Annotated in this window: 7 protein-coding genes; 4 read left to right on the forward strand and 3 right to left on the reverse strand. The window is 74.4% G+C overall.

Features of this window, described 5'->3' with window-relative positions; all coding sequences use genetic code 11:
• The first annotated feature begins 27 nt into the window (after positions 1–27).
• The 3 genes from J2S66_RS06970 to J2S66_RS06980 are packed head-to-tail and all read left to right on the forward strand — an operon-like array spanning position 28 to position 9,226.
• Positions 28–7,803 carry an RHS repeat-associated core domain-containing protein gene (locus J2S66_RS06970; RefSeq protein WP_310305215.1) on the forward strand — a complete coding sequence of 2,592 codons (7,776 nt, stop codon included), beginning with the start codon at positions 28–30 and terminating at the stop codon, positions 7,801–7,803.
• Entirely contained in the window at positions 7,773–8,276 is a 504-nt protein-coding gene (locus J2S66_RS06975; RefSeq protein WP_310305218.1) for an immunity 26/phosphotriesterase HocA family protein, read from the forward strand. Before J2S66_RS06970 ends, J2S66_RS06975 begins: the two co-directional genes overlap by 31 nt.
• The gene (locus tag J2S66_RS06980; RefSeq protein WP_310305220.1) at positions 8,276–9,226 is read left to right on the forward strand and encodes a Dyp-type peroxidase; all 951 of its coding nucleotides are present in this window, start codon (positions 8,276–8,278) and stop codon (positions 9,224–9,226) included. The genes J2S66_RS06975 and J2S66_RS06980 overlap by 1 nt, the downstream gene beginning before the upstream one ends.
• A 43-nt stretch (positions 9,227–9,269) precedes the next feature.
• Here J2S66_RS06980 and J2S66_RS06985 read toward each other — a convergent pair whose 3' ends face one another.
• Both J2S66_RS06985 and J2S66_RS06990 read right to left on the reverse strand, forming a co-directional pair.
• The gene (locus J2S66_RS06985) at positions 9,270–9,452 is read right to left on the reverse strand and encodes a hypothetical protein (protein ID WP_310305223.1); all 183 of its coding nucleotides are present in this window, start codon (positions 9,450–9,452) and stop codon (positions 9,270–9,272) included.
• 170 nt (positions 9,453–9,622) lie between these two features.
• A complete protein-coding gene (locus J2S66_RS06990) occupies positions 9,623–10,531 on the reverse strand; it encodes a DMT family transporter (protein WP_310305226.1) in 909 nt (302 codons plus the stop codon).
• Between the two features lie 28 nt (positions 10,532–10,559).
• Between J2S66_RS06990 and pdxR the strand changes: the two genes are divergently transcribed.
• Positions 10,560–12,080 (forward strand): MocR-like pyridoxine biosynthesis transcription factor PdxR, encoded by a 1,521-nt coding sequence (gene pdxR, locus J2S66_RS06995; protein ID WP_310305229.1) that lies wholly within the window; start codon positions 10,560–10,562, stop codon positions 12,078–12,080.
• Between the two features lie 10 nt (positions 12,081–12,090).
• Here pdxR and J2S66_RS07000 read toward each other — a convergent pair whose 3' ends face one another.
• Complete coding sequence (locus tag J2S66_RS07000; protein WP_310305232.1) at positions 12,091–12,621, reverse strand: CGNR zinc finger domain-containing protein; 531 nt, start codon at positions 12,619–12,621, stop codon at positions 12,091–12,093.
• Positions 12,622–12,627 lie beyond the last annotated feature (6 nt).

Consider the following 12,627-nt stretch of genomic DNA (forward strand, 5'->3'; position numbering starts at 1 on the left):
ACCCTCCCCCCGGTCCGAGGAGACGACGTGCCGCGCTCGACCAGACGCCTCGCCACCCTGCTCCTGGCACTCCTCACCGTCGCGGGCTCCGCCGCGGGGTACTCCACCGCCCAGCCCGGACCGCAGCGGTCGTCGCCACCGCAGCCGGTCGCCCGATCGCAGGCCGCGCAACCACAGGTCGAACCACCGCCCGGCGCGGCGTCCTACGCCTACGACGCCCTCGGCCGGCTCACCGGCGTCGTCGCGGCGGACGGCTCGGTCGTCCGCTACGGCTACGACGCGGCGGGCAACACCACCGGCGTCGAACGGCTCGGCACGCCCGCCGTCGCGGTCCTGTCGGCCGTGCCCGGCCGGGTGCGCCCCGGCGACTCCGTCACGGTCACCGGCAAGGGCTTCACCGCCACCGGCACCAGCGCCCGGTTCAACGGCACGCCCGGCACGGTCACCTCCGCGACACCCGACCGGCTCGTCGTGACCGTCCCCGAGGGCGCCGGCAGCGGCCCGCTGTCGGTCACCTCGCCGAACGGCACGGCCGCGCTGGACGGCGTCGTGGTGATCGGCGACGACCGCCCCGCCCTCACCGACTTCACGCCCAGGACCGCCCTCGGCGGCGCCGCGGTCACGCTCACCGTCGCCAACACCGACCCCGAGTTCGCCAACAACCTGGTGCGGGTCAACGGGCTGCTCGCCCCGGTCACCGCCCGCACCGACACGAGCCTGACGGTCACCGTCCCGCCCGGCGCGGCGTCCGGCCCCGTCACGTTCAGCACCCCCGCCGGCACCGCGACCAGCGCCGCCGTCCTCGTCGTGCCGCCCGCCGGCGTCGCCCCGGAGAACATCGACTCGACCGCCGGCATCCCGGTCGACACCGCCACGCAGGTCGCCGTCCCCGCGGGCAAGTACGCCCTGCGGCACTTCCCGGCCGCCGACGGCGAGCGCTTCGCCGTGACGCTGACCGGCGGCACGTTCGGCTCGTGCAACCTCGAAGCCCGCGCCTACGACGAGCGCAACCGGCAGACCGGCTCGGCGTCGTGCCCCGGCACCAGCGGCTGGATCGAGACCGGCCCCGCCACCGGCCCGGGCCTGCGGACCATCGTGCTGCGCAACACCTCGGCCAACGCGGGCACCATCTCGGTGACCGTGCACAAGGTGCCCGCCGACCTCGACGCGGGCGTCCAACCGCTGGACGGCACGCCGAAGCCGGTGACCACGACCCACCCCGGCCGCAACGCCTTCACCACCTTCGCGGGCACCGCCGGGCAGCGCGTCCTGATCCAGACCACCGGCACGTCGTCGTCGTTCGGCTGCTGCGACCTGGACTGGTGGCTGATCGCCCCGGACGGCACGCGGGTGGGCAGCGCCAAGTACAACAACAACACCCTCGACACCACGACCCTGCCGCAGACCGGCACCTACCGGATTCGGCTCGACCCCGTCCGCGGCCTCACCGGCGGCACCACGGTCAGCGCGTGGAACGTCCCGGACGACCTCGACGCGGGCGTCCAGGTCCTCGACGGCACGGCGCGGACGGTCACGACCGCGAACCCGGGCCAGAACGCCTACACGACGTTCACCGGCACCACCGGCCAACGCGTGATCGTGCAGACCACCGGCACGTCGTCGTCGTTCGGCTGCTGCGACCTCGACTGGTGGCTGGCCGCCCCGGACGGCACGCGGGTGGGCAGCGCCAGGTACAACAACAGCACCCTCGACACGATCGCGCTGCCGCAGGACGGCACCTACCGCCTCGTCTTCAACCCGGCCGCCGCCCTGGTCGGCAGCACGACGGTGAAGGCGTGGACCGTCCCCGTCGACCTGGACGCGGGTGCGCAGCCGACCGACGGCACGGCCAAGACGGTCACCGTCGCGAACCCGGGTCAGAACGCCTACACGACGTTCACCGGCACCACGGGTCAGCGAATCCTGGTGCAGACGAGCGGCACGTCGTCGTCGTTCGGCTGTTGTGACCTGGACTGGCAGTTGACCGCCCCGGACGGCACGCGTGTGGGCAGCGCCAGGTACAACAACAGCACCCTCGACACGATCGCGTTGCCGCAGGACGGCACCTACCGCGTCTACTTCAACCCGGCGAGCACGCTGGTCGGCAGCACGACGGCCAAGGTCTGGACGGTGCCCGCCGACGCCGACGCGGGTGCCCAGCCGACCGACGGCACGGCGAAGACCGTTACGTTCGCGAACCCCGGTCAGAACGCCTACACGACGTTCACGGGGACCACCGGCCAGCGAATCCTGGTGCAGACCAGTGGCACGTCGTCGTCGTTCGGGTGCTGTGACCTGGACTGGCAGTTGACCGCGCCGGACGGCACGCGGGTGGGCAGCGCCAAGTACAACAACACCACCCTCGACACGATCGCGCTGCCGCAGGACGGCACCTACCGCCTCGTCTTCAACCCGGCCGCCGCCCTGGTCGGCAGCACGACGGTGAAGGCGTGGACCGTCCCCGCAGACCTGGACGCGGGTGCGCAGCCGACCGACGGCACGGCGAAGACGGTCACCGTCGTGAACCCGGGTCAGAACGCCTACACGACGTTCACGGGGACCACGGGGCAGCGGATCCTGATCCAGACCAGTGGCACGTCGTCGTCGTTCGGGTGCTGCGACCTGGACTGGCAGTTGACCGCGCCGAACGGCGCGCGGGTGGGCAGTGCGAAGTACAACAACACCACCCTGGACACGATCGCGTTGCCGCAGGACGGCACGTACCGGATCGACCTGAACCCGGCCGCCGCCCTGACCGGCGGCACCACCGTCAAGGCGTGGACCGTCCCCGCAGACCTGGACGCGGGTGCACAGCCCACCGACGGCACGGCGAAGACGGTCACCGTCGCGAACCCGGGTCAGAACGCCTACACGACGTTCACCGGCACCACCGGCCAGCGAATCCTGATCCAGACGAGCGGCACGTCGTCGTCGTTCGGGTGCTGCGACCTCGACTGGCAGCTGACCGCGCCGAACGGCACGCGCGTCGGCGGCGCGAAGTACAACAACAGCACCCTCGACACGATCGCGCTGCCGCAGGACGGCACCTACCGGATCGACCTCAACCCGGCCGCCGCCCTCACCGGCGGCACCACCGTCAAGACCTGGACCGTGCCGAACGACCTCGACCTCGGCACGCTCCCGCTGAACGGCACTGCCACACCGGTCACCTTCACCAACCCCGGTCAGGACGCCTACGCGACGTTCACCGGCGCGGCGAGCCAGCGCGTGGTGATCCAGTCCTCCGGCACGTCGTCGTCGTTCGGTTGCTGCGACCTGGACTGGCAGCTCAACGGCCCCACCGGCGCCCGGATCGGCGCGGCCAAGTACGGCAACTCCACGCTCGACGTCACGCTGCCCTCGGCCGGCACGTACCGGCTCGTCGTGATGCCGACGGGGGCGCTGCTCGGCTCCGCCACCTTCACCGCCTCCCTGCCCGCCGGCGCGGCCACCGCCACCACCGAGGTGACCGAACCCCAGGCCCAGGCCCAGGTCCGATTCCCCCAACCCCGCAAACCGGACGACGCGCCGCACGTCGACGACCCGAGGCCCGCGAAGGCCGAGCCGGGGCGCGTGCCCGCCGACCTGCGCTCGCCGAACGCCGCCACCCCCGACGCCGCGCCCGAACCCGACCTCGACCCGGCCTGGTCCCCGGACCAGGGCAACCTCGACGGCGTCGACTGGTCGACCCGCCGCGCCGCCCCCGCACCCGTGCAGGACTTGGTGGCGCCGCCCGGCACGACGGCCGTCAGCGGCCACGTCAGGGACCTCGACGGCGCGCCGCTCGCCGGCATCCCGGTGCGTGTCGACTCGGTGCGCACCACCACCGACGCGCAGGGCCGCTTCCTGCTCGCGGACGTCCGCGAGAACGCCACCACGGTCGTCGTGGACGGGTACGCGGCCGGGAAGGTCAAGTTCGGCACGTTCCGCATCCGCGCCCGGATCACGGCCGGTACCACCACGCCGCTCGACGCGACGGTGTGGTTGCCGCGCCTGGACATGCGCAACACGGTGGAGATCGGCGCGCCGACCACCGAGGAGACCGTGCTGACCACGCCCGACGTGCCGGGCCTGGAGGTGCGCGTCCCGGCGGGGTCCGTGGTGCGCGACCAGGACGGCGACGTGGTGCGCGAGCTGGGCATCACCGCCATCCCGGTCGACCGGCCGCCGTACCCGCTGCCGCGCAACGGGATCGTGCCCACGTACTTCACCGTGCAGCCCGGCGGGACGTCGATCTTCCCCGACGGCGCGTCGGTGGTGTACCCGAACTACACCGACCTGCCGCCCGGCACCGAGGTCGACTTCTGGAACTACGACCCCACCGACAAGGGCTGGTACGTCTACGGCAAGGGCCGCGTCAACGACGACGGCACCCGCGTGGTGCCGGACGAGAAGACGCGCCTGTGGACGCTCGACGGCGCGATGTTCAACACGCCCGGCAACCCGAAGCCGGACAAACCGTGGTGGCAGGACCTGATCGACAAGCTGTCCGGCGACCCGGTCGACCTGTCCACGGGCCTGCTCACCGACGCGCACACCGATCTCGGCCTGAACGACACCCTGCCCATCGCGCTGACCCGCCAGTACTGGCAGGGCGACGGCAAGGTCCGCGAGTTCGGCCTCAACTCCGGCGCCGACTTCAACATGTTCCTGGCCTCCGAGCAGCAGTACCAGGAGGTGGACCTCTACACACCGGGCGGCGGACGGGCGCACTACGTGCGGACCTCGCCGGGCACCGGCTACGGCGACGCCGTGTTCGGCGCGGTCGGCTCGCCCGGCCGGTTCACCGGCTCCACCATCGCCCAGGTCGACGGCGACTGGGTGCTGACCCTGCGCGACGGCACGAAGTACTTCTTCCCCTGGTACGCCAGGCCGCGCGCGATGCAGGACCGCAACGGCAACCAGGTCACGTTCACCCGGACCGGCGGCGCGAACGGCGAGGTCACCCGGATCACCTCGCCCAACGGGCGCTGGATCGCGCTGGAGTACGACGCGACCAACCGGGTCAGCCGGGCCCGCGACAACATCGGCCGCACCACGTCCTACACCTACGACGCGGCGGGCAGGCTCGCCACCGTCACCGACGTGGCGGGCAAGGTCACCACCTACGCCTACGACGGCGCGAACCGGATCACCCGGATCACCGACGCCAGGGGAGTGGCCTACCTGGACGTCGCCTACGACGCGAACGGCCGCGTGCAGCGGCAGGACCTCGCCGACGGCGGCACGTTCCACTTCGCCTACACCCTCGACGCGGCGGGCGCGATCACCGAGACGCGGGTGACCCAGCCCAACGGGTCCGTGCGCCGGGTCGTCTTCGACGCCGACCACATGGTGGCGTCCGACACCGCGGCCCACGGCACGCCGCTGGCCCGTACCACCACCTACGTGCGCGGCCCGGACAACCGGATCGACGCGGTGGTCGACCCGTACGGCAGGCGCACCGAGTACACCTACGACGCCGGCGGACGGATCACCGCGATCACCGGGCTCGCGGGCACCGGTGACGAGTTCACCAGCGGCACGGCCACGTACGGGGCGTTCGACCGGCCGACGTCCACCACCGACGCCGACGGCGCGACCACCACCTACACCTACGACGCCAAGGGCAACCCGCTCACCGCCACGGACCCGGCGGGCCGCGTCACCACCACCACGTGGACCTCGTCCGGCCAGGTCTCGACGGTGACCGACCCCGGTGGCGCGGTCACCGGGTTCACCTACGAGGCGGGTGGCGCGGTGACGGCCACCGACCCGCTGGGCCGCACCGCGAAGCACTTCGTGGACGCGGCGGGCCGGCTCGCGCAGGAGACCGACCCGTCCGGCGCGGCCACGCTGACCGCCTACGACGTCCTCGACCAGCCGGTCGCCGTCACCGACGCGCTGGGCGGTGTGAGCCGGTTCGGCTACGACGACGGCGGCAACCTGACGTCGTACACCGACCAGCGGGGCAAGGTCACCCGGTGGTCCTACGACGGCCAGGACCGGCCGGTGTCCACGACCGACCCGCTCGGCCGCACCGCCACCACCGCCTACGACCCGGCGGGCCGGCCCACGGCCTCGGTCACCCGCTCCGGCAAGCGCACCGAGACCGCCTACGACGCGCTCGACCGGCCGACCAGGACCAGGTTCGGCGTCACGGGCGCGTCCGCGCAGGAGTCGCAGCTCACCTACGCCTACGACGCGCTCGACCGCCTGGCCGTGCTGGAGGACAGCGCGGGCGGCACGCTCACCCACGCCTACGACGCCCGTGACCGGCTCGTCGCCGTGACCGGCCTGAACGGCACGGTCGGCCGCGGGTACGACGCGGCGGGCAGGCAGACGTCCACCAGCGTCGCCGGGCTGCCCGACACCACCTACTCCTACGACGCGTCCGGCGCGTTCACCGCCGTCAGCCGGGGCGGCGACACCACCACCGCCACCAGGGACGCGGCGGGCCGGGTGGCCGTGCTGACCCTGCCGGGCGGGTGGACGCAGACCTACACGCACGACGCGGCGGGCCAGGTCACCGGCATCGCCTACGCCCACCAGGGCACGCCGAAGGGCGGGATCGGCTACACCTACGACGCCAGTGGCCGCCGCACGTCCGTCACCGGCAGCCTCGCCGGCGTCGCCCTCCCGGCGGCGCGGGCCGACCTGACCTACGACGACGCCAACCGCCTCACCTCGGCGGGCGGCACGGCGCTGACCTACGACGCCGACGGCAACCTGACCGGCGACGGCACCACCACCTACACGTGGAACGCGCGCGGCCGGCTCACCGGCACCAGCCGGGTCGGCCTCACCGCCGCGTTCGCCTACGACGCGGCGGGCACCCGCACCACCCGCGCGGTCGGCGGCACCACGACGAGGTTCGTCACCGACGGCGCGAACGCCGTCGCGGAACTGGACGCGGCGGGCGCGGTGACCGGGGCGCTGCTGTCCGCCGGCACGGACCAGTGGTTCGCGCGCACCGCGGCGGGCGTCACCGACACGACGCTGACCGACGCGCTCGGCTCGCCGGTCGCGCTGGGCCGCGCGGACGGGACCACGGCCGCCACCACGGCCTACGACCCGTTCGGCGTGCCGATCACGACCGGCGACCGGCGGGGCTCGGACCTGGCGTTCACCGGGCGGCAGGACGACGGCACCGGGCTGAGCCACCACCGGGCGCGGTACTACAGCCCGGCGTTGCAGCGGTTCATCTCCGAGGACCCGATCGGCATCGCGGGCGGCACGAACCTCTACGCCTACGCCGCGAACTCGCCCACCAACCTCACCGACCCGACCGGCCACAACCCGCTGCTGGTGGGCTGCCTCGTCGGCGGGCTGCTCGAAGGCGGCATGAACTACGCGGGCCAGCGCCTGTCCGGCCGCAAGGTCGACTGGGGCTGGGGCGGCGTGGGCGGCGCGGCGGCGGGCGGGTGCGCGATGGGCGCCCTCGGCGGCGCGCTGGGCGGGCTGGGCAAGGCGTCCAAGGCGATGCCGCCGTTCCCGAACGCGCTGACCCAGGGCCGCAACGCCGAGGCCGGCGTGGACGTCTACCGGGGCATCCGCAACGGTGACTCGGTGTACTCCGGCATCAGCAACAACGTCGGCCGTCGCAGCGGGGAGCACGCCGGCCGGGCGTTCGACGACATCGACACCGTGACCCGCAACAGCGGCCCGGTGACCCGCGGCGAGGCGCGCGCCATCGAGCAGGCGCTGATCAAACGCAACAAGGGGGAGAACAAGATCAACAGCATCAGCCCCAAGCACCCCTACTACGATCAGGCCGTGAAGTGGGGTGAGGCGTGGCTGAACCGCAACGGGTATCCCCGGTGAACCTGGTCGCGGGACCGGGTTCGCGCAAGGCGGTGCGCGCGGGCGACGTGTTCGCGCTCCACCTGGCCGACGGGAGGTTCCTGTTCGGCCGGGTGGTGGCCGCCGACCTGCCGCGCGAGCGCGCGCCGATGCCCGGCGCGAACCTGGTCTACGTCTACGGCCCGCCGTCGGACGAGCCCGTGCCCGACCTCGCGCGGCTGCGCCCGGACGCCCTGCTGATCCCGCCGCTGTTCATCAACCGGCTGCCGTGGTCGAAGGGCTACTTCCGCCCGGTCGCGCACCACGACCTCGCCGAGGGTGACGTGCTGGCGCACCACTGCTTCCGCACCGCGGACGGGCAGCACCTCGACGAGCGCGGCGCGCCCGTCGCGCGCCGCACCGAGCCGTGCGGCACGTGGGGCCTGGCGGGGTACGTGACGGTGGACCGCCAGGTGGGGCGGGCGCTGGGCCTGCCCGTCGTGGGCTACACCTGATGAGCCCGACCCGGCGGACCTTCCTGGCGGGGGCCGTGCTCACCGCCCTGACCGGGTGCGGATCGCCCGCCCCGGGAACGGACCGCCCCGGGGTGGACCGGACCGGGGTGGACCGGACCGCGCACCCGGCGCTGCGGCGACCGGGCCGGGCGGGCGCGGTGGCGTTCCTGCGCACGGGCGCGGCCGGCCCGCTGCGGGAGCTGCGCGGCGAGCCGGACGTCCTGGTCGGCCTCGGCCCGCGCCTGTCGCCCACCACGCCGGGCCTGACCGCGATGCCCCCGTTCCCGGGCGAGGTGCTGCTGCCCGAGCGCGCGAACACCGACGCGTTCCTCCAGGTGGAGGGCGACGACGAGGCGGCGTGCGCGGACCGGCTGACCGAGCTGTGCGACGCCCTGCCGGACGCGGAGGTCACCTGGCGGACCCCGGTCCGGCGGGACACCGTGGACGACGCGCTCCAGCGCAACCCGTTCGGCTTCGTCGAGGGCCAGACCAACGACCGGTCGATCCTGCTGCCCAGCGGCGAGGCCCTGCTGGCGGTCCGGGTGATCCGCCTGGCGCACCGGCTGTGGGACCACGACACCGGGGAGCGGCAGAGCCGGATCGTCGGCCGCCGGCCGGACGGCACGTGGCTGGACGGCACCCCGGCGCACGAGGTGCCGGACCTCGCCGCCGACCCGACCGGCGCGGCGATCCCGCTGGACTCGCACGTCCGGGCGATGAACCCGCGCACGCCCGGCGCGCCGTCGCCGCGGATGCTCCGCCGGTCGTGGTCCTACCAGGCGCCGCCGACCCCGCAGGGCACCCCCGACGAGGGCGTGCTGTTCATGGCCTTCCAGGACGACTACGCCACCGGCTTCGCCCTCGCCCAGTCGCGGATGCCGGCGGACGCGCTCGCCCCCTACCTCCTCGCGGTCGGCGGTGGCTACTTCGCCGTGCCGTCCCCGGGCTGACGGGACCGTACCGCCCACGCGGGCGTCCCGCGTCACCGACCGCTCAGCGCCCGTGGAGCCCGTGCCGCGCCGCGGTGTCCCACCACTGCTGGAGGAGGCCGGTGGTGGGTTGCTGCTCGGGGATGCGCTGCTCGGCGACGTCGGGACGCCCGCGCCGTGCGGTGGTGTGCCGGTTCACCGGTCCGAAGTGGGCCTCGAACAGCGCGTCGAAGATCGGAGTGGTCATGCGCACATGGTCCGAAGACCGACGTTCGCTGGCAGCGGGACATGCGTCCACATCCGGGTGAGAACGCTTTAAACACCACGATGGGGCGAATTTCCGCCGCCCGGATTCGAACACCGGCCCGAGGTCGACCGCCGGATCGACCGCGTCACGCCTCCCACCACGCCTCCGGGTCACACCTTCCCGGTGTCCGACCGGTGGCGCAGTCCCAGGGCGAGGCCGAGCACGACCACCGCCATTCCCACCCACACCAGCGGTCCCGGCGCGCGGCTGCCCACCGCGATCCCGGCCAGCGCGGCGGCCACCGGGGCGACACCCGTGAGCAGGCCGACCCGGCCCGAGCCGAGGGCGGCGACCGTGGAGTACCAGAGCACGAACGCCACGGCGGTCACCATCACCGCCAGGTACGCGACGGCCGCCCACTGGGTCGCCGTCACCTCCGCCACCGCGCCCACGCCCTCCGCGACCAGGCCCAGCACGCCGAACACCACCGCGCCCAACCACACCGAGTGCAGCGACACGCCCCACGCGCCGTGCCGGCCCAGCACCGGGATCGCCAGCAGCGTGAACGCCGCCTCGCACACCATCGCGACCGCGGCCCACGCCACGCCCTGCGCGTCCGCCCGGCCGGCGCCCTCGACCAGGGCCGCGCCCGCCGTGACCACGACCGCCGCGACCAGCACCGGCCCCTGCGGCGTCCGCCGCTCCAGCAGCGGCCCCACGACGCCGATCACCACCGGCACGCACGCGATCGCGACCGCGACGACCGCCGGCTCGGCGTGCGCGACCCCGCGCACCACGGCCACGTTGAACAACACCAGGCCGGTGGCCGCGATGCCCGCCAACCACCACCACTCCCGCCCGCGCGGTCGGACGATCGGCACGCGGAACAACCTGGCCACGAGCGCGAGGACGACGATCGCGGCGGCGTAGCGGACGGCTTGCGCGGTGAACAGCGGTGCGTCGACCAGCGCGCCGGACACGCCGACGCTGCCGCCGACCAGGGCCATCGCGGTGATGCCCGTGGCGATGCCGCGCACCGGGGGCCGGACGGGTGCGGTGACCGGGGTGACTTCCTGCATGCCGTCACCCTGCCGCCACAATGGTCCGATGAGCAGGTCCAAAGGAGGCTCGACCGACAGGTCCACAACCGGTGCCGACCGGTCCACGCCGGGAGCGGACTTCCTCCAGCTGGACCTCACCGACGCGCCGGTCGGCGGGCTCGCGGACTGGCTCACCCGACAACTGCGGCAGGCCGTCCTGGACGGTCGGCTGCCGGTCGGCGGCAGGCTCCCGCCGACCAGGGCGCTGGCCGCCGAGCTGCGCGTGTCGCGCGGCGTGGTCACCGAGGCGTACCAGCGGTTGACCGAGGACGGGCAGGTCGTGGGGCGCGGTCGCGCCGGGACGGTCGTGGTCACCGCGCCGATCCCCGCCGTGCCGCCGCCCGGGCGACCCGCGTCATCCGGACGACCCGCGTCATCCGGACGACCCGCGTCGCCACCCGGGCCCCCGACGGGCGCGGTGGACTTCGAGGCGCTGCGCGCGCTGCCCGCGCGGATCGACCTGTCGCCGGGCGTGCCGGACCTGGCCGCGTTCCCGCGCACCGCGTGGCTGCGCGCCGAGCGGTCCGTGCTGGGCGGCCTGTCACCGGCGGACTTCGGTTACGGCGACCCGCGCGGCGCACCGGTGTTCCGCGCCGCCGTGGCCGCCTGGCTCGCCCGCAACCGCGGCATCCGCGCCGATCCCGACGAGGTGGTCGTGGTCGCCGGGGTCGCGCAGGCGTTCGCCCTGCTGGCCCGCGTCCTGCGGGACGGGGGCGTCACCGACGTCGCAGTCGAGGACCCGGGGTCGCTCGGCGCGCGGCAGCAGCTGGCCAACTGGGGCCTGGCCACCCCGCCGGTCCCGGTCGACGCGCACGGCGTCCGGGTCGACGACCTCGCGGCCACCGGCGCGCCCGCCGTGCTCCTGACGCCCGCGCACCAGTTCCCGACCGGCGTGGTCCTCGACGGGCGGCGGCGGCGCGAGCTGATGCGGTGGGTGGACGTCGGCGGCCTGGTGATCGAGGACGACTACGACGCCGAGCACCGCTACGACCGGCCGCCGGTGCCCGCGCTGCGCTCCCTGCGCGCCGACGGGGTCGCCTACGCGGGCAGCGTGTCGAAGCTCCTCGCACCGGCGTTGCGCACCGGCTGGCTGCTCCCGCCCGCCCGGTACCGGGACGCGGTGGTGGCCGCCAAGCGGGCCGCCGACCTCGGCAACGCGGTGCTGCCGCAGCTGGTCCTGGCGAACCTGATGGGCAACGGCGACCTGGAGCGGCACCTGCGGCTCGTCCGCCGTCGCCACCGCGAGCGGCGCGACGCGACGATCGGGGCGGTCCGCCGGCACCTGCCGGGCGCCCGCGTGCACGGCGCCGCGGCCGGCCTGCACCTGATGGTCACCTTCGGCACGCCGTTCGCCGACGTGGACCTCGTCACCGCCGCGCTGGCGCGGGGCGTGAAGGCGCACCCGCTGTCCTGGCACCGCCACCGGCCGGGCGACCCGGGCCTGGTCCTCGGCTACGCCGCCGCGACCGCCGGCGACATCGCCGAGGGCGTGGCCGTCCTCGGCGAGTCGCTGCGCGACCTGCTCTGACCCGTCGGGGTCACTTCCTCCGCGCCCGGTAGGCGGCCACGGCGAGCCGGTTGCCGCACGCGGTGGAGCAGTAGCGGCGCGACCGGTTGCGGGACAGGTCGAGCACGACGCCGTCGCACGTCTCGTCGGCGCACACGGACAGCCTGCTCGTCTCGTCCGCCCGGATCACGTCGACCATCGCCATGGCCGTCTCGGCGGCGATCCGGTCGGCCAGCGGCGTGTCCGGGTGCACGACGTGCAGGTGGTAGTCGAACCCGTCGTGGCGCACCAGCCTGGGCGCCGCGCGATGGGTCGCGAGCACGTCGTTGACCAGCCGCGCCGCGGTGTCCCGGTCGCTGGTCAACATGCGGCGCAGCGGGGCGCGCAGCGCGCGGACCGCCGCCAGGTCGCGGTCGTCGCGGGCCGGCGCGCCGGTGTAGCCGTGCTTCGCGAAGAACGCGTCCACCTGCGCCTGCCCGGTCATCGCGTCGGGTTCCCCGGCCGAGTTCACGAGTTCGACCGCCGCCAGCAGGGCGGCGGTCGTGTCATGGGTGAAAACCACGTTGAC

The sequence above is a fragment of the Saccharothrix longispora genome, from assembly GCF_031455225.1.
Lineage (GTDB): Bacteria > Actinomycetota > Actinomycetes > Mycobacteriales > Pseudonocardiaceae > Actinosynnema > Actinosynnema longispora.